Origin of the sequence: Winogradskya consettensis, from assembly GCF_018332715.1 — a bacterium.
GTDB lineage: Bacteria > Actinomycetota > Actinomycetes > Mycobacteriales > Micromonosporaceae > Actinoplanes > Actinoplanes consettensis.
Map to the genome: position 1 here is coordinate 31,183 of NZ_BOQP01000027.1, position 15,896 is coordinate 47,078.

Sequence of the window (15,896 nt, forward strand, 5' to 3'; positions counted from 1 at the left end):
GTGTCGTAGCCCACGCGCGTGGGGGATAGAACGTTCGGTCTTGACAAGCGGCTCGCCGGGTCGACATGCTTTGTGCGACAGAACGTTCCGTCTTTGTAGGGATCGAGAGGGTCATCGTGACCATCACTGCTGCTTCGCCCGGCATCTCCCAGACCGCGTCCGCACTTCGGCGGCTGTACTTCGTCCGGGCCGCGTTCGCGATCGTGTGGGCCGTCGTGACGACGGTGACCACCAAGGACGTCGGCCCGCTCTCGGTGACGCTGTTCGTCCTCTACCCGCTGTTCGACGTCGGCGCCGCCGTCTACGACGCGCGCTCGTCACGCAGGACCGGCTCGCCGACCCTGCTGTACGTGAACATGGCGGTCAGCACGCTCACCGCCATCGGCCTCGCTGTCGCCGCGGCGTCCGGTGCGGCGGCGATGCTGGGCGTATGGGGTGCGTGGGCGATCGTGGCCGGCGCGGTTCAGCTGGTCGTGGCCATCACCCGCCGCAGCATGGGCGGCCAGTGGCCGATGATCATCAGCGGCGGCATCTCGGTGCTGGCCGGTGCGAACTTCCTCATCCGGGCCGCCGGGGAGAACCCGCAGCTGGGTCAGGCCGCCGGCTACGCGGTCCCGGGCGCCATCTTCTTCCTCATCTCGGCCATCCGGCTCGGTCGTGCCGCGAAGGGCAACTGACGCCGCGGCCTGGACGTCCGGCCGGTGCCGCTATCTCGTCGGCGAAGAACCGGCCGATGCGACTGATGAGCTCGCCTTGAAGACCATGACCGCCCATTCCTTGCCGGGCCTCGACAGTGGCACGGGGTGACCGGCACCGGCAGGGATTGACACTCCTTCCTAAAGTGGCCGGGTGAATCGCGCAGAACTGGCCGACTTCCTGCGCCGGCGGCAGACGTTGCTGGTCCTCATACCAGGGAGCCAGGCATGAGGACCTACGACACCTCGCCAAGGTCTCGCAACTGGAGCCAGATAGCGATCTTCGTGGTGCCGGCCTTTCTGGTGCTGGGCACCGTCGCTTACGGCATCAACTACGTCGCGAACAAGCGCCTGCGCCCGACCGCTGCCTCGGCCGCGGACTGCCGGCTCGCCCAGAAGATGTTCGACAAGGCCGCGGCCTTCCCCGTCGGTGACGCCGCCGCCGCCGAGGTCTGGGAGACGCAGATCCGTCAGTACGCCCCCGGCCGGTTCGAGAACGACGGCGTCGCCACGCAGGTCCTGCGCTACACGATGTGGGCGCGGACCGAGGCCGCCGGGGGCACCGACCGGCCCGAGGCGGGCGTACTGGACGACATCGACAAGGAAGCACACGGCCACTGCGACGACAGCGGTGTCGAGATCACCATCAAGAAGCTCACTTTCTGAGGTACGTCGTCCACTCTCTCGCTAGGGACGAGAAAGCCGCATCTCGGGTTCGCTGAGCCGTGCTGACAGATCCGCGGCCGGCATCGGCCGGTCGTAGAAATAGCCCTGGGCGTACCGGTAGCCCAGCCGGTACAGGGCATCGGCCTGCTCGGCGGTCTCCACCCCTTCGGCGACCGCGCGCAGGGAGAGCCCGTTGCTGAGGTGGATGAGCGCCTCGGCGACCACGGCCTGCTGGCCACCCTGGGTGACATCGTCGACGAATGACTTGTCGACCTTCAAGGTGTCGACGGGACAGGTGCGCAGGAGCCCGAGGGACGAGTGCCCGGTGCCGAAATCGTCCAGGGCGATGGTGACCCCGAGGGCTTTGATCGCGTGCAGCTCGTTCAGCGCGGTGCCACCGTCGAAGACAGCGGTCTCGGTGACCTCGATGGTGAGCCGATCCGGTGCCAGACCGGTCTGCTGCAACACGGCGGCGACGTCGGTGGCGAAGCCCGCCTCGCGCAGCTGACGGGCGGAGACGTTGACGCTGACGGTGTGCGGAGCCCGGTCGCCGAGTTCCTGCTGCCACCGGACGGCCTGGCGGCAGGCTTCGCCGAGGATCCAGGCGCCGAGCGGCACGATCAGCCCGGTACGTTCAGCGGCGGGAATGAAGTCGACGGGGCCGACCGGGCCGCGCTGCGGATGGTTCCATCGGATGAGCGCTTCGACGCCGTACAGGTGACCGCCGGCCATGGCCACGATCGGCTGGTAGACCAGGTGCAACTGGCCGGTGTCCATGGCCACCCTCAGGTCGGCGGCGATCCGGGCCTGTTCGGCGCCGTGCCGGTCCATGTCGGGGGTATAGACGACGTAGCGGCCGCGGCCCTGGCTCTTCGCCTCGTACATGGCGACGTCGGCCCGGCGGAGCAGTTCATCCGCGGTACCGGCGCCGTTACCGGCCGGTGCGAGACCGATGCTGGCCTCGACGACCAGGTCGTGCCCGCAGGCCGAGACCGGGCGCCGCAGCTGCTCGGTGAGGCGGATCAGGGCGGCTTCGTGGTCGGCGGTGCTGCCGGTACGCAGGAGCAGGACGTACTCGTCGCCGCCGAGCCGGGCCACGGTGGTGCCCGGCGGCACGTGCGCGCTGAGTCGGGCCGCGACGGCGGTGAGCAGGGCGTCCCCGACGGCGTGGCCGAGGTCATCATTAATGATCTTGAAGTTGTCCAGGTCGATCAGGGCGATGCCGACCGCCGCCGGGTCGGCGTCGAGGGCTTCGGCGGTGTCCCGATCGAGGGCGACGCGGTTCGCCAGCCCGGTGAGAACGTCGTGGGTCGCCTGATGGGTGAGCTGCTGCTGGTATTCGCCGAGCTCGTGCAGCCGGACGTCGAGATGCGTCACCAGGGCAGCGTTGTCACGAAGTGTCATCATCTGGCGGGCGGCGACCAGAACGGTCACGATGACCGCCCCGATCGCGACGGCGAACATGTCATCGGTACGGTCATGTGCGCTGATCAGCAGCAACGTCCCGGTGGACAGCACAGCGGCGTACGGCATGATGCTCGGGCGTCGCGACAGCGGCCTCGACGCCGGCGGGGGCTGGTGTGCCGCACGCAGTTGCCGGTCCACGGCCAGACACAGCACCAGACACACGATCGGGATCAGTACCGGCCCGTTGGCGACCCCGGGAAACGCGGCGAGCAAGGGGGCGGTGGCCCCGCCGCCGGCGCCGATCGCACCGGTCAGCCCGAGCAGGTGCAGGGCGCGTCGGTCGATCGCCCCGGTGCCGGTGAAGGCGACCTTGACGAAGGCGAAGACGCAGATGAACCCGCCGCCGATGACGGCCAGCTCCGACCAGGTCCCGGCGAGACCACCGGCCACCCAGGTCGGGTAGAGCAGGTGCCAGCTGAACGTCAGCACGGTGACGATGACCGTGGCGATGTCCAGTCCGAAGCGGGTCCATTCGGCGCGCGAGCGGCGGGTGCCCGGGATGCGGAGCAGTCCGATCATCATCACCAGCAGCCCGGCCAGGTAGATGCCCGACGTGAGCCCGCTGACCTGGTTGCTGTAGCCCGCGGTGAGGTAGTCGTAGCCGTTGCTCAGCGACCCGAGGCCGATGAGGGTCACGCCCACGGCGACGTAACGCCAGAAATACCGGCGTGGCATGTCCTCGGTCTGTGGGGTTCCGGCCCGCCAGGCGCCCCAGGCAGCGATGAGCACGGCTGTCATCGGCATCGCCCAGCCGATCGCCGGCGGATCGTGGCGCACCAGCGCGACGACGAACCAGATCACCGAGAGGCCGGCGACCCCGGCGGAGACCGCCACGTTGGTGGCCGGACGCCATCGGGGCGCGGTGAGCGGGTCCTGATTCGTCGATGGGGGCTCCGCACCGTTCACGATGGGTTTATCGACCCGAACCGGTCCCAGATGAGGCCGGTTCCCTAAGGGATCTGACTAGCGGTGCTCGTGGGGCCCGATGGCGCCGGCCACGATCAGCTCGGGGAACTGGTCGCGGGGGTAGAAGCGACGGTGAGAGCCTCACTTCGGCCATCGAGGTCACCGGCGTTCTTCGGCCGGCGAGTCGGTGCTGCGGGTGACGATTGACGCCATCTGAGTAGTCCTGTGAGTTCCTGCTCGACGCCCTGCGCCCACTGCGCGCCGAGTGAGCCCGGCCCCGGCCAAGCGGAAATTGCCGCTGACAATGCGGCGGCCTGGCTTTCGGTGACGCGCCGTTGGACGATCTCGTCGATCCACGCCGCGACGTCGATGCCGGCAGCGACATCGCTACCGGCGAGCAACCATAATTCGACGAAGGTGCCGGCGAGGACACCCGCGAGGCGATGCCGGTCCGCCACCTGACGTCGTAGAACGGATGACACCCGGCCGGAACAGCGGTCGAACAACTCGGAGGACGCGTCACGGTCGTTGTCGGCGATCCTGCGGATCAGCCACCGCAGTCGCTGCGGGTCACTGTCCGGTTCGCAGGACCGGGGAACACGGAAATCGGAACGACAAGCCAGCATTGGCACCAAGAACTCCCGGGCGACGTAAGACGTACGCCGCCGGGGTCTGAGGCGACCGACCGCGGGCTTTGGGCCCGCGCTGCCGGAAACGCTACGACATCACCGACATGGGCAGTAGTCCTGCCACGAACGAGCGACTTGCCCCGCGAAACCCCCTGTGCGGCTGGTCGACGAGCCTCGCCGGTCATTACGCCGGGTGAGCGGTCAGGGTGAGGCGATCGTGATCACGTCGGCTGCGTCGCGGCGGGGGACTGCGGGAAGCAGGGGGCTCGACACCGGGTAGCCGAGTCGTACGGCGAGGAAGGGCACGCCGAGGTCGGACAGCATGCCGCGGAGCAGGTGCCGGGGCCAGGTCACCTCGACGGCCTCGCTGAGCGGGGCGGTGGCCAGGCCCTCCGCGGTGGCCAGCAGCAGGAGTGCGGAGACGGCTTCGCCGCCGCGGAGCAGGTCGAGGGGCTGGTCGTCGGTGCCGAAGACGATGACGTACGCCGCGCCCTTGTCATCACCGGGCCCGGCGGTCAGGCCCGCGGTCGCACCGTCGGGGGTGAAGTCACGGACCGGGACCCGCCGGGCGTCCGGCTGGACCATGGATGCGGGCGGAACACCGTCGCTGCGCCAGATCGGGCGGCTCGTCCACCGGTCGAGCTCGGCCTGATAGGCGGGGTCCTCGTGCTCGGCGCGGGCGGCCCGCTCGGTCGTCACGGCCAGCATCGGGATCTGATCCGCCGGGACGACGTGCAGGTAGGCGCCCTCGAACTCGACGAATCGGCGCAGCCGGGTGAGCATCTGCTCGGACACGACCCGGTCACCGAACGCCCGCCTGTCGGTACGGCGGCGGTGGATCGCGGCGGCCATCCGCTGGGCCTGCGGGTCGGCCGGGATCTCGGCGCCCAGGTGGATGCGGGCGAGCAGGTCCGGCTGGTCCGGGCCGGGGAACCTTTCGACGGTGACGGCGAAGCCGGCCGCGGCCAGCGCGGTGCGCGCGTGGTGCAGCGCGATGCCGCAGCTGATCAGGAGCAGCCGCCCGTCGGCGTCGACGGTGCCGAGGTGCCGGCTGCGGTCCACGCAGAGTTCCAGGGTGTCACCGGCGGTGTGCCAGGTCCACGGCTGGGTGTTGAACACCGAAGGTGCCCGCAGCGATGCCTGCGCGGCGGCGGTGAGGACAGCGGTCGTCTCTCCGCTGGTCAATCGCCTGGATGCGACGCTCATGGTGGAGACCTCAATTCTCGTCGTCCTCCACGGTGCCCGTTGCGGCCCGGACCGGGCAGGGACCTAAGTCCCGTCCGGTGGGGCTGGACGGCCCGGCCTTTTCCGCGCGGCGGGGGCGATGGTGAGGGTGCCTCACCCCCCATCGTCAGGAGCTCGTCATGACCGATCAGCAGTACGACCGGCGCATCGTCGTCGGAGTGGACAGCTCATCCGGCTCGAAGGCGGCGCTGCGCTGGGCACTGTCGCAGGCCGCACTGTCCGGCTCGACGGTCGAGGCCGTCGCGGCGTGGCAGGACCCCGCCATGACCACCTACGCGTACGGATGGTCGCCGGCCGAGTTCGACGACAGCAACATCCGCACCCTCACCGAGAAGGCGCTGGCAGAAACGGTCACCGACGCGATGAACCCGCAGAACCAGGTCGTCGAGGTCAGGACCACCGTGGTCCAGGGACTCGCATCGCAGGTGCTGCCCGCCGTCGCCGCTGGAGCGCAACTGCTGGTGGTCGGCAATCGGGGACACGGTGCCTTCGCGGGGATGTTGCTGGGATCGGTCAGCCAGCACTGCGTACACCACGCCCCCTGCCCTGTTGTTGTCGTTCCGGAATAGGCGCACCGGATGAGGACGAACGGGCGCCTGCTCGGCGCCGGGCTCGTGGGACTCGGTGTCGCTGTCGCCACGGTGGCGACGCTGGGCCCGCTCGTCCTCGGCGTGATCCGCTACCGGATCTCGCCGACAAGCCTCAACCAGGTCGTCGGGGGTAACGCGGCCGCGTTGTGCGTCGTGGCCCCGATCGCTGCCACAGTCGGCGTTCTGGCGATCCGTGAACACCCGGCGGCGCCGGTGCTGGCCCTGGCGCCGGCCACCTTTGTCGTCTACACCTACGTCCAGTTGATCGTCGGCAACGAGTACCTGCGGCTACCGGGCAACGTGGAGCGCTACTTCCCGCTCCTGCTGGGCGTCTTCCTGCTCGGCGCCGCCATCATGATCAAGGCCTGGAACAGTGTGCCGGCTGCGGATTTACCGGTGGCTTCAGCACGCGTCGAGCGCGTCGCGGGGCTGCTGCTGCTGGGCATCGCCGCGTTCGTCGTGGTGGGGCTGCACCTGCCGACCTTCCTCGACGCGATGCGAGACTCCCCGCAGTCGGAGCAGTACCTCACCAGTCCTACGGCGTTCTGGCTGGTGAAGCTCATGGACCTGGGCATCGTCGTCCCCGCCGCGATCACCGTCGGTGCCGGGGTGCTGCGTCACCGGCCCTGGGCCCGCAAGCCGATGTACGCCCTGCTCGGCGCGTACACCCTGATCGGTGCGTCGGTCGCCGGGATGGCGATCACCATGGGGATTCGGCGCGACCCCGACGCGTCCACCGCCACGACCATCGGGTCGGTCCTGGTCGCCACCGCGCTGGCAGCCGTCACCGGATATGTCTACCGGCCGCTCTTCTCACGGGCCGGGTCCCGGTCCAGCCCGCGGCGATGACCTCACCGCGGGCTGGATCCGGCCGGTCAGCAGGCCCGTAGGCAGCGCAGGAAGATGTGCGGGATGCCGTCGGCCGGGTCGGGGCCGAGGTCGGTCGCGGTGGACCGGAGGACGACGCGGCTGCCGGGTGGTTGTGCCGGACGTCAGGTCGATCCCACTGCCCAGGCCGGAGCCGTCGCCGGCGTAGTCGCCCGAGGCGGTGAACGCGATGTGGTCGCCGCTGCCCGAGATCTCCGCCTCGTAGACCGTGTTGCCGAAGTCGTCGTCGGCGGGCGTGGCCAGCCGGGTCGTGTCGTTCAGGAGGTCGCGTACGTACGCCTGCTGGCCGTACAACCAGTTGCCCTCGTCGTCCCTGCCGGTGAAGGCCGACACGACGAACGCGACGTACTGCCCGTCGTCGGAGATCGTGCCGCCGTCGCTGATTCCGGGGATCTGCCGGTCGCCGGCGAAGACGCTGGCCCGGGTCGTCGTGCCGGTCTCGAGGTCGCGGACGAAGACGTCCCGGTCGTTGTTGGTGTCGCCGGGCACGAGATTCGACGCGTACGAGGTGAAGACGACGTACCGGCCGTTACCGGAGATCGCAACGAGCGTGGAGGCGTAGCTGTTGGCAGGTTGCCCGGCGTGCCGTCCGGGGTGGCGTCGATCAGGACGGCGTTACCGGTCGGGGCGGCGGCCAGGGCGGGCGCCGGGGCGAGAAGGAGGACGTTCGATTCAGTAGAAATCCACATCGGATGGATAGGTTCCCGTCGACGGGAGACCGTTCGGTGCTTCTCGGGAGACGAAGAGTGGGGACGGGATCTTGAACAGGTTCAAGCGGGTAAGTGCGGCGCTGGCTCTCACCGTGGCGGTGACCGCCGGACTGACCGTGGCCTCACAGGGGTCGGCGATGGCGGCTACGACCAAGTTTGTCGGGGCTTTTGCGAACCCGACGGAATGCGCTGTCCAGGCCGCCTTCCGGTCCTGGGTCGATGGACACACCTACTGGTGTGACGGGGCGTACCTCTACACCTACGCCTGACCGCATCGCGTGGCGCGCGGCCCGCCGACGAGACCGGCGGGCCGTGCGCGGAGACGTTCAGTTGAGCGGGCCTCCGGAGGGCTGGGAGTCGGTGACCTTGCTGAGGTCGCACAGTGCGGCGACTTCGGTTTTGGCCAGGTTGGCGTTCTTGGGGACCGCTGAGAATGCGGTGATGAAGCTGTTGTCGAAGCGGTTTTCGTCGGTGTCGCAGCCGGAGTCCTGGGGTTCGGCGCCGATGCCGCCGCCGAGCAGGGTGCCGGCGGTGTCGCGCAGGACGTACGACGAGCCGCGTGAGACGAGGTCGGTGCAGTTGGCTGATCGGGTGCGGTAGGTGATGGTGCCGATGCCTTGCGGGTCGGTGCTTGTCTTGGCGGGGACCAGCGTCGTGGTGATCGGGGCCAGGCCGTTGGTGGCGTCGCCGGCGGGCAGCCATTGGGATGGCGCGAAGGTGATGGTGACGTCGGTGGCATCGGTGCCTTTGATGGCCAGGGTGGTGCCGACCGGGACCTTCGTCTTGGGGAGCAGGATCGGGACCTCGATCACCTGGTAGCGGTGGAAGGTGTCCTGCACCGTGCTGGTGCCGTCCGCGCCGAGGGCGTCGAAGGTGACGCGGGTGTGGTAGGCGACCTTGTCGGTGGTGTTCTCCAGGATCGCGCCGATGGTGACGGTGCTGAAGTTGGCGGCGTGCAGTGTGGAGTGGCCCTGCTCCGCGAGGCTGATGCCGGTCGGGTCACCTGCTGCTGCGGGATCCGGTGGCGGGGTGAGCAGGCGGCAGGAGGCTTGCGGGGGCGTGTCCTGTCCGGTGCAGGCTCCGACGGTGCCCGTTATGGTGACGGCCGCGACGGCGGCCAGCCAGATCCTGCGTCGCACCTGGGGGATCCTCTCGGGTCAGCGGTCGTTGCCGTAGTACTTGTTGGAGAGCTCGGCGATCTTCGCGAACTGGTCCTGGACGAGTTCGGCGGCTGCCTGGGCGACGGCGGCGGTGAACTGGTGTTCGTCCAGCGCCCGGACCGTGCCGGGTGCGATGTCGACCTGCCACTGTCGCATTCCGACGGCTTTGACGGCGATGCGGCCGTCGGTGGAGTAGCCGCGGGCGACGATCTCGTCGCGTTCGGCGCGCCAGTCGATGTCGCGGGCGCTGACCGGGGTGTCCTCCCCGGTGACCTGTCGGCCGGTGTGGTCGCTGAAGGTGCGCCAGTATTCGCGGGTACGGGCGACCCAGAGCAGGCCGGCCAGCGCGGTGAGACGCCGTTCGAGGTCGGATTCGGTGCACCGCTCGTAGAAGCCCTGCGGGAAGTGCAGGGTGAGCCGGTCCCGGTCGGTCAGGTCGGCGGTGATCGACCCGTCCGGGGTGGAGGCGCGTACGCGTATGGCCTGGATCCGGTCGGCGAGTTCACCCATCAGCGGTTCACCCTTCCGCGGTGCCGAGCCCGGTGGGCCCGTTGCCGGTGACGGTTGCCGCGGTGGCATCCGCCAGCGCCGGTCGCCGGGGGGTGAATGCCTCCGCGTTGCCCTGCAGGTAGCCGTGGGAGCCGGTCATCGCGTCGGCGATCACGCGTTCCTTGCCGGTGATGTCGGAGGCGAGCTCTTCGAGGCCCTTACGGATCTGCTCCACGACGTCATGGGCGTTCTTGCCGTCGAACTTCACCGGTTTCGGATCGTCGCCGGTGAACGACGCCCCGGACGAGGCCGCCTCCCCGACGATGGTCAGGCCCAGCGCGACCGAGGCGCCGGCTGACGGCCCGGCGGCGGCGATCGCGAAGATCGACCCGACCACGGTCAGCAGGCACGAGGTCTCTTTGGGGTTGCAGTCGAGCAGCACGTCCAGGGAATCCTGCGCGGCATGGGCCAGCTCGTCGACACTCCTGCGGGCCTCACGCCACAGGGCGCGCTCGGCCTCCATCGCACCTTTGAGGGCGAGGATCAGGGAGAACTGGTTGGCGGTCACCCCGGTGAACCGATCCATGAAGTTGGTACGGAAGTTGGTCGCGGCGGGCCCTCGCCAGTCCTCGATGAGGGTGCCGACCCGGGCGAACCCGCCCAGGGCCGGGTTGACGGTCACCGCGTCGGTGTTGACCTTGTCCTGGCCGGTGCCCTCGTTCAGCGTGCTCGCCGCACTCGCCAGCACCGTGATCGCGGGAGTGAAGACGTCCGGGTCCGGCATGCCCAAAAACGGGGTGAACATCTCCGCGACCCCGGCGAAGCGTCCCACGGTCCCGTCGACGGCGAGCTGAACCTCGTGGTCACTGCCGCCGCCGTACCATTTACCGTCGTCTTTTTTGTTGAATCCGCGTTGTTTGAGGTCCATCTCGATGGCGGACGTCTCGATCTTCGCGGCGTGCTCGGCCAGCTGTTCGTAGCTCACTGCGGTGTCCCGTCCTGCGGGTGCGCGGCTTCCACGGCGGGTTGCAGCTCCTGGAACTTCTTCGCCGCGACGTCGTCGGTCCGGGCGTACTCGTCGGCGGCCAGCACCATGGCGTCGCCGGTCAGTTCCAGGTTTTCCGCTGTGGTCCGCAGGATCTCGAAGACCGCGTCCCGGAAGTCGTCGAACGCCGGTTTCGCGGGGCCGTACGGGCCGCCGAGCTTGCCGTCGCGATAGAAGTTGTGGCCGACACTGTCCGTGAGCAGGAGGTTGCCGGCGGCGAGCCGGAACTGCTGTGCGACGGGTTTGAGCTGGTACTGGCCCGCTTCCCACAGGTCGACCAGGTCGGCGCCCAGTTCATCGCCACTGTGCGGCATCGTCGTCTCCCCCGACATCGCCATATCGAGACCGATCAGTCGCTCACGATAGCCCAGCGACGCACCCGCCGCGGCCCCGCGACTGTGTTGATCAGCTCAAACGCACGCCGGCGACGGTCGCGGCAGCAGGCTGTCCGAGGGCCGGCAGCCGGCGGCTTCGTGGCTCAGGCCGGACGGGCCGGGCGGGACTGGGTGTCGAGGCCGGCGACGAGCAGCGTGATGCCCAGGTTGAAGGCCTGTGGCCCGCGCGGGAGGTCGGCGGGGTCGAGGGAGTGCGGGGCGGCGACGACGCCGAGGCTGTCGGCTTGGAGGCGTTGTTGCTGGTGGAAGGCGTGGCCGACGAGGAAGAGGACCATGGTCTCCGCGGCGAGGCCGGTGGTCTGCGGGTCGAAGCCGCCGGCGCAGATCGCCCGGGAGAGGCGGTGGGCGAGACCGTCGGCGCCGAGGCCGAGGGCGAGGGTGCTGGAGACGACCTCGGCGCCGTCCTTGTAGGCCAGGAGTGCGTCGTGCAGTGCTGCGGCCTCGTGACGCACCTGGTCGCGCCAGTCGCCGGTGCCGGGGTCGGCGGGGCGGGCGCTCGCGATGATCTGGTCGGAGACGGCTGCCAGGAGGGCCTGCTTATTGGGGAAGTGCCAGTAGAGCGCGCTGGGCTGCACGCCGAGGGTGGTGGCCAGGTGCCGCATCGTGAGGTCGGGCAGGCCCTGCTCGTCGAGGATCCGCAGGGCGGCGGCCAGTACGTCCTCGCGGCTGTTGCGGGCGTACCCGGCGCTTGAAGGTCTCGGCACGCCGTCACTATAGTGACGGCGGTGTCCTGAACGTTGTTCAGGTGAACGGCGTTCAGGAGGGGTGCGGGTGGAGCGGTTCGACACGCGGGATGTGGCGAGGATCGTGGTCTTCGCCGCGATCATGGCTGTCCTGGGGTTACCGGGTGCGATCACGTTGTTCGGTGGCGCGGTGCCCATCACCCTGCAGTCGATGGGCGCCATGCTGGCCGGTGCTGTGCTGGGGCCGTGGCGCGGTGCCACCTCGATCGTTGTCTTTCTCGTGCTGACGTTCGCGGGCCTGCCGTTGCTGTCCGGTGGGCGCGGCGGAGCCGGGGTGTTCGTCGGCCCGTCGGCGGGTTACCTGGCCGGCTGGGTCCTCGGGGCGTTCGTCGTGGGCGTCATCGTGCGGTTCCGGGGCCGGCCGCCGGTGTGGTGGCGGACGGCGTTGGGCTGCCTCGTCGGTGGGATGGCCGTCGTGTACGCGATCGGCGTCCCGGTCCAGGCCGCTGTCACGCATCTCCCACTGGGCAAGACCGTGCTGTCCGCCCTGGTTTTCGTGCCGGGGGATCTGCTCAAAGTGGTGTTCGCGACGATCGTCACGATGGCGCTGTGGCGGGCGTACCCGCGGGCTTTCGAGCTGAAGTGACCGCGGCCTTGATCTGCGGCGATGGTGAGCTGACCGGGAGCGAGCTGGCTCGCCGGATCGCCGCGACGGATCCGGCCGTCGACGTGCCCGGCCGGGTGGTGCCCATCGTGGACTCCGACCGGGTCGCCGCGCTGATCCGCGCGCTGGCCGTCCGCGATGCGGGTGGCGTGCCGCTGATCGGCGACGACCGCTGGAACCCCGCGTACTGGGCCGGGTTGCGCGATCGGGTGGAGGCGGCGGCGCCCGTGCCCGAGATGGCGTGGGCCACGTTCACCTCGGGCAGTTCCGGCGCGCCACGGACCGTTCTGCGTACCGAAAAATCCTGGTCGGAATCTTTCGCAGCCGTGACCCGGCTGACCGGTCTCACCGCCGTGGACGTCGTCTACCTGCCGGCGCCACTGGTCTCCTCGATGACCGTCTTCTCCGTCGCCCACGCCCGGCACCTCGGTGCCACCGTCCTGCTGCCGCGCACCCACACCGTTTCCGCCGCAGACCTCGGCGTTGCCACGGTGCTGCACGGTACGCCGTACGCGCTCCGCGACGTGCTCGAACGGATCGAAGGCGGGGCAGCGCACCGGCTACGGGTTGCCCTGATCGGCGGCGCCCGGCTCGATCCGGACCTGCTCGCGCGCGCCGGCACCGCCGGGATCCGGGTGGTCAGCTATTACGGAGCCGCCGAACTGTCCTTCGTGGCGGTGGACGCGGACGGGCACGGACTGAGCCCGTTCGACGGAGTTGAGCTGCGCGTCGACCAGGAATCGGTGCTGTGGGTGCGATCCTCGTACGTGGCCGGCGGTTATCTGGCCGACACCGCAGGCCCGTTGCGACGCGACGCGGACGGCTGGGCGACGGTCGGTGACCTGGCCGCCATGACCGGGGCCGGACGGTTGCGCCTGCTCGGACGCGATGACGGCGCGATCCTGACGGCGGGCGCGACGGTCATCCCCGAGGACGTCGAGGCGATCCTGCCGCGCGTCGAGGGCATCGCCGACGCGGTGGTGTTCGCGTTTCCGCACGCCCGCACGGGAGACCTGCTCGCCGCGGTCATCGAGCTCGAACCGGGACATCGGCCCCCGTCGGCCGCGGAACTGAGGGCCAGGACGGAAGCCCTTCTGACGGGTACGCATCGGCCGCGCCGGTGGTTCTGGACGGACCGGCTCCCGCGTACGCCCACCGGGAAACCGGCCCGTGAGCAGATCCGCCGCGACGCCCTGGAGGGCCGGGTGTCCCGCATTGTCTGAGTACCCCGTCATCGTGGCGGCGCGGCGTACCCCGATCGCCGCGTCCGGCGGTGCCCTCGCCGGCCTCGGCGCTGCCGAACTCGCCACCCCGGTCGTCCGGGCCTGCGTCGACGATGCCGCCCGGGCGACGGGCTCGTCCGGCCCGGTCGGGGACGTGGTGCTGGGCAACTGCATGGGTCCGGGTGGCAACCTCGCCCGGGTCGCCGCGCTGGGAGCCGGTCTGGGACACGCCGTGCCGGGGATGACCGTCGACCGGCAGTGCGGCAGCGGCCTGGCGGCGATCATCAGCGCCGCCGAGACGATTCGCGCCGGCGACTCCCGGCTGCGCGTGGCGGGCGGCGTGGAGAGCTGCTCCACCGCACCCACCCGGGCGATCGGCGGCGTGGTCTACCGCCGGGCACCGTTCACGCCCGCCGGACATCCCGACCCCGACATGGTCCGCGCCGCTCAGGATCTCGCCGTCCACGACGGGATCAACCGCGACCAGCAGGACGCGTACGCCGCCCGCAGCCACCGCCTGGCGTTGCGTGCCCAGGAGTCCGGCGGGTACGACGCTGAACTCGTACCCCTCGAAGGCTTCACCACCGACACGAACCCGCGCCGGCGGCTGCCCGCGATGCTCGCGCGTTTCCCGGTGCTGTTCCCGGACGGTGGCACGCTGACAGCGGGCAACTCGTGCCGCGACAGCGACGGCGCGGCCGCAGTCGCCATCGTCGCGCCCCACCTGCGGGGGAGTGCACCCGGCCTGGCCGTGCGCGCCACCGCGACCGTGGGCTGCGATCCGGCTCTGCCCGGCCTCGGCGCGGCCGTCGCGGTGCGCGACCTGTTGGCGCGTAACGGGATCGGCGTCGCGGACCTCGCCGCGATCGAGATCGTGGAGGCGTTCGCCGCGCAGACCCTGGCATCACTGACCAGGCTGGGACTCGCGGACGGCGACGACATCGACGACCGGGTGTGCGCGGGCGGCGGCGCCCTCGCGCTGGGTCACCCGTGGGGTGCGAGCGCGGCCGTGAGCGTGGTGCGGCTGTTCACCCGGCTGGTACGCGCGGGCGCGCCGGCCGGCACCCTGGGCCTCGCCACCGCCGCGGTCGGCGGAGGACTCGGTGTGGCAGCCCTGTTCGAGGTTGTCCGCCATGACTGACCGCGTCATCGGGTTCGAGCACGTCTCGGTGCACTTCGCCCGGCACACCGCGCTGCGTGACGTATCGGTGCGACTGGACCAGCGGCGCATCGCGGTCATCGGGTCCAACGGTTCCGGAAAGTCGACCTTCGCCCGTACGCTCAACGGTCTGATCGTCGCCTCCGAGGGCGGGATCCGCGTCCACGGCATAGATCCGGCCCGCGAGCCCAAACAGGTGCGCCAGCGGGTCGGGTTCATCTTCAGCAACCCGGACACCCAGATCATCATGCCGACCGTGGCCGAGGACGTCGCCTTCTCCCTGCGCCGGCGCGGACTGCCCCGGCAGGAGATCCGCGACCGGGTCGCCGCCGCGCTGGACGACTTCGGCCTCACCGCGGAGGCGGACTCCCCGGTGCACGAGCTGTCGAGCGGGCAGAAGCAACTGCTGGCCCTGTGCGCGGTGCTCATCGGCGAGCCGGGCCTGGTCGTGGCCGACGAGCCCACCGCGTACCTGGACGCCGCCAACAGCCGGCGGATCGCGGGTTTCCTGCTCGACCGGATGCCACAGCAACTGGTCCTGGTCACCCATGATCTGCGGCTGGCCGCCCGCTGCGACGTCGCGCTGCGATTCGAGGGCGGCCGGCTGGCCGACCACGGCGAACCCGGCCCGGTCATCGCCCGGTACGAGAAGGACCAGGACCAGCCATGATCTCGCTCTACCGGCCCGGCGACAGCCTGCTGCACCGCATGCCCGCCGGGCCGAAGCTGGTCGTCGTGGCGGGCCTGGCGACGGCGATCTCCCTGCTCCCGGCGAACCCGTTGCTGCTGGCCGCGGTGCTCGTGGCCGTCGCCGGCTGCTACTTGCAGGCCGGCACCGGGATCGCCGAGGCCGGCCGGCAACTCTGGCGGCTGCGCTGGGTGCTGCTCGTCGTGTCGCTGAGCCAGGTATTTTTCCTGCCCGTGCTCACCGTGGCCGCCAACGTCATCCGGGTCGGTGCGGTGGTGCTGCTGGCAAACCTGATCACTCTGACCACCCGTACGGACAGGCTCATCGACGCCCTGGAACGCGCCCTGCGTCCACTGCGCAGGGTCGGCGTCAACTCGGACCGGGTAGCCCTCATGCTGTCGATGACGATCACCACCATCCCCGTCATCGCCGGCTTCGCCGCCCGGATCCGCGAGGCCCAGCGCGCCCGGGGCGTGACGGTCTCCCCGTTCGCGGCCGTCGTACCCCTGCTCGTCATGGCCCTCAAACACGCCGACGACCTGGCCGACGCCCTGGTCGCCCGTGGCGCCGACTGACCGGCCGCCGGGCGGTGAG

General features: G+C 70.2%; 19 protein-coding genes. 10 read left to right on the top strand and 9 right to left on the bottom strand.

Annotated features, from left to right (window positions below; translation table 11 throughout):
• Window positions 1–116: 116 nt before the first annotated feature.
• Both Aco04nite_RS24050 and Aco04nite_RS24055 read left to right on the top strand, forming a co-directional pair.
• On the top strand, window positions 117–677 hold the full coding sequence (locus Aco04nite_RS24050; protein WP_212999521.1) for a hypothetical protein: 561 nt from the start codon (window positions 117–119) through the stop codon (window positions 675–677).
• A 246-nt stretch (window positions 678–923) separates the two neighbouring features.
• Window positions 924–1,361: a hypothetical protein gene (locus Aco04nite_RS24055; protein ID WP_212999522.1), complete on the top strand. Its 438-nt coding sequence runs from the start codon at window positions 924–926 to the stop codon at window positions 1,359–1,361.
• Window positions 1,362–1,382: 21 nt separating this feature from the next.
• Here the strand turns inward: Aco04nite_RS24055 and Aco04nite_RS24060 are convergent, their stop codons facing one another.
• From Aco04nite_RS24060 to Aco04nite_RS24070, 3 genes are all read right to left on the bottom strand, one after another.
• Window positions 1,383–3,734, bottom strand: coding sequence for a putative bifunctional diguanylate cyclase/phosphodiesterase (locus Aco04nite_RS24060; RefSeq protein ID WP_212999523.1), 2,352 nt, complete (start codon window positions 3,732–3,734; stop codon window positions 1,383–1,385).
• Window positions 3,735–3,829: 95 nt separating this feature from the next.
• Window positions 3,830–4,192: a hypothetical protein gene (locus Aco04nite_RS24065; protein ID WP_212999524.1), complete on the bottom strand. Its 363-nt coding sequence runs from the start codon at window positions 4,190–4,192 to the stop codon at window positions 3,830–3,832.
• A 372-nt stretch (window positions 4,193–4,564) separates the two neighbouring features.
• Window positions 4,565–5,569 carry an Acg family FMN-binding oxidoreductase gene (locus Aco04nite_RS24070; protein WP_212999525.1) on the bottom strand — a complete coding sequence of 335 codons (1,005 nt, stop codon included), beginning with the start codon at window positions 5,567–5,569 and terminating at the stop codon, window positions 4,565–4,567.
• Window positions 5,570–5,727: 158 nt separating this feature from the next.
• On the opposite strand from Aco04nite_RS24070, the gene Aco04nite_RS24075 reads away from it, so the two are divergent.
• Window positions 5,728–6,177: a universal stress protein gene (locus Aco04nite_RS24075; protein ID WP_212999526.1), complete on the top strand. Its 450-nt coding sequence runs from the start codon at window positions 5,728–5,730 to the stop codon at window positions 6,175–6,177.
• A gap of 9 nt (window positions 6,178–6,186) precedes the next feature.
• On the top strand, window positions 6,187–7,047 hold the full coding sequence (locus tag Aco04nite_RS24080; protein ID WP_212999527.1) for a hypothetical protein: 861 nt from the start codon (window positions 6,187–6,189) through the stop codon (window positions 7,045–7,047).
• Here Aco04nite_RS24080 and Aco04nite_RS24085 read toward each other — a convergent pair.
• Window positions 7,012–7,575 (bottom strand): TolB-like translocation protein, encoded by a 564-nt coding sequence (locus tag Aco04nite_RS24085; RefSeq protein ID WP_212999528.1) that lies wholly within the window; start codon window positions 7,573–7,575, stop codon window positions 7,012–7,014. The two genes, Aco04nite_RS24080 and Aco04nite_RS24085, sit on opposite strands and share 36 nt — an antisense overlap.
• 271 nt (window positions 7,576–7,846) lie before the next feature.
• Between Aco04nite_RS24085 and Aco04nite_RS24090 the strand changes: the two genes are divergently transcribed.
• Window positions 7,847–8,065 (top strand): hypothetical protein, encoded by a 219-nt coding sequence (locus Aco04nite_RS24090; RefSeq protein ID WP_212999529.1) that lies wholly within the window; start codon window positions 7,847–7,849, stop codon window positions 8,063–8,065.
• Window positions 8,066–8,122: 57 nt separating this feature from the next.
• Here Aco04nite_RS24090 and Aco04nite_RS24095 read toward each other — a convergent pair whose 3' ends face one another.
• From Aco04nite_RS24095 to Aco04nite_RS24115, 5 genes are all read right to left on the bottom strand, one after another.
• Complete coding sequence (locus Aco04nite_RS24095; protein ID WP_212999530.1) at window positions 8,123–8,935, bottom strand: hypothetical protein; 813 nt, start codon at window positions 8,933–8,935, stop codon at window positions 8,123–8,125.
• An 18-nt stretch (window positions 8,936–8,953) separates the two neighbouring features.
• Window positions 8,954–9,466: a hypothetical protein gene (locus Aco04nite_RS24100; RefSeq protein WP_212999531.1), complete on the bottom strand. Its 513-nt coding sequence runs from the start codon at window positions 9,464–9,466 to the stop codon at window positions 8,954–8,956.
• A gap of 7 nt (window positions 9,467–9,473) precedes the next feature.
• Entirely contained in the window at window positions 9,474–10,430 is a 957-nt protein-coding gene (locus tag Aco04nite_RS24105) for a hypothetical protein (RefSeq protein ID WP_212999532.1), read from the bottom strand.
• Entirely contained in the window at window positions 10,427–10,804 is a 378-nt protein-coding gene (locus tag Aco04nite_RS24110; RefSeq protein WP_212999533.1) for a hypothetical protein, read from the bottom strand. The genes Aco04nite_RS24105 and Aco04nite_RS24110 overlap by 4 nt, the downstream gene beginning before the upstream one ends.
• Before the next feature lie 164 nt (window positions 10,805–10,968).
• The gene (locus Aco04nite_RS24115) at window positions 10,969–11,589 is read right to left on the bottom strand and encodes a TetR family transcriptional regulator (RefSeq protein WP_212999534.1); all 621 of its coding nucleotides are present in this window, start codon (window positions 11,587–11,589) and stop codon (window positions 10,969–10,971) included.
• Between the two features lie 67 nt (window positions 11,590–11,656).
• Between Aco04nite_RS24115 and Aco04nite_RS24120 the strand changes: the two genes are divergently transcribed.
• The 5 genes from Aco04nite_RS24120 to Aco04nite_RS24140 are packed head-to-tail and all read left to right on the top strand — an operon-like array spanning window position 11,657 to window position 15,877.
• Window positions 11,657–12,214, top strand: a complete 558-nt coding sequence (locus tag Aco04nite_RS24120; RefSeq protein WP_212999535.1) for a biotin transporter BioY — start codon at window positions 11,657–11,659, stop codon at window positions 12,212–12,214.
• A complete protein-coding gene (locus Aco04nite_RS24125; RefSeq protein ID WP_212999536.1) occupies window positions 12,211–13,455 on the top strand; it encodes a class I adenylate-forming enzyme family protein in 1,245 nt (414 codons plus the stop codon). Before Aco04nite_RS24120 ends, Aco04nite_RS24125 begins: the two co-directional genes overlap by 4 nt.
• On the top strand, window positions 13,448–14,596 hold the full coding sequence (locus Aco04nite_RS24130) for a thiolase family protein (RefSeq protein WP_212999537.1): 1,149 nt from the start codon (window positions 13,448–13,450) through the stop codon (window positions 14,594–14,596). Before Aco04nite_RS24125 ends, Aco04nite_RS24130 begins: the two co-directional genes overlap by 8 nt.
• On the top strand, window positions 14,589–15,284 hold the full coding sequence (locus Aco04nite_RS24135) for an energy-coupling factor ABC transporter ATP-binding protein (RefSeq protein WP_212999538.1): 696 nt from the start codon (window positions 14,589–14,591) through the stop codon (window positions 15,282–15,284). The genes Aco04nite_RS24130 and Aco04nite_RS24135 overlap by 8 nt, the downstream gene beginning before the upstream one ends.
• Window positions 15,281–15,877: an energy-coupling factor transporter transmembrane component T family protein gene (locus tag Aco04nite_RS24140; protein ID WP_212999539.1), complete on the top strand. Its 597-nt coding sequence runs from the start codon at window positions 15,281–15,283 to the stop codon at window positions 15,875–15,877. The genes Aco04nite_RS24135 and Aco04nite_RS24140 overlap by 4 nt, the downstream gene beginning before the upstream one ends.
• Window positions 15,878–15,896: the final 19 nt, after the last annotated feature.

Excerpts from the sequence above, each read along its gene's own strand:
- Aco04nite_RS24055 (WP_212999522.1), top strand. The coding sequence starts at position 924 with ATGAGGACCTACGACACCTCGCCAAGGTCTCGCAACTGGAGCCAGATA.
- Aco04nite_RS24070 (WP_212999525.1), bottom strand. The coding sequence starts at position 5,569 with ATGAGCGTCGCATCCAGGCGATTGACCAGCGGAGAGACGACCGCTGTC.
- Aco04nite_RS24075 (WP_212999526.1), top strand. The coding sequence starts at position 5,728 with ATGACCGATCAGCAGTACGACCGGCGCATCGTCGTCGGAGTGGACAGC.
- Aco04nite_RS24080 (WP_212999527.1), top strand. The coding sequence starts at position 6,187 with ATGAGGACGAACGGGCGCCTGCTCGGCGCCGGGCTCGTGGGACTCGGT.
- Aco04nite_RS24100 (WP_212999531.1), bottom strand. The coding sequence starts at position 9,466 with ATGGGTGAACTCGCCGACCGGATCCAGGCCATACGCGTACGCGCCTCC.
- Aco04nite_RS24110 (WP_212999533.1), bottom strand. The coding sequence starts at position 10,804 with ATGCCGCACAGTGGCGATGAACTGGGCGCCGACCTGGTCGACCTGTGG.
- Aco04nite_RS24135 (WP_212999538.1), top strand. The coding sequence starts at position 14,589 with ATGACTGACCGCGTCATCGGGTTCGAGCACGTCTCGGTGCACTTCGCC.
- Aco04nite_RS24140 (WP_212999539.1), top strand. The coding sequence starts at position 15,281 with ATGATCTCGCTCTACCGGCCCGGCGACAGCCTGCTGCACCGCATGCCC.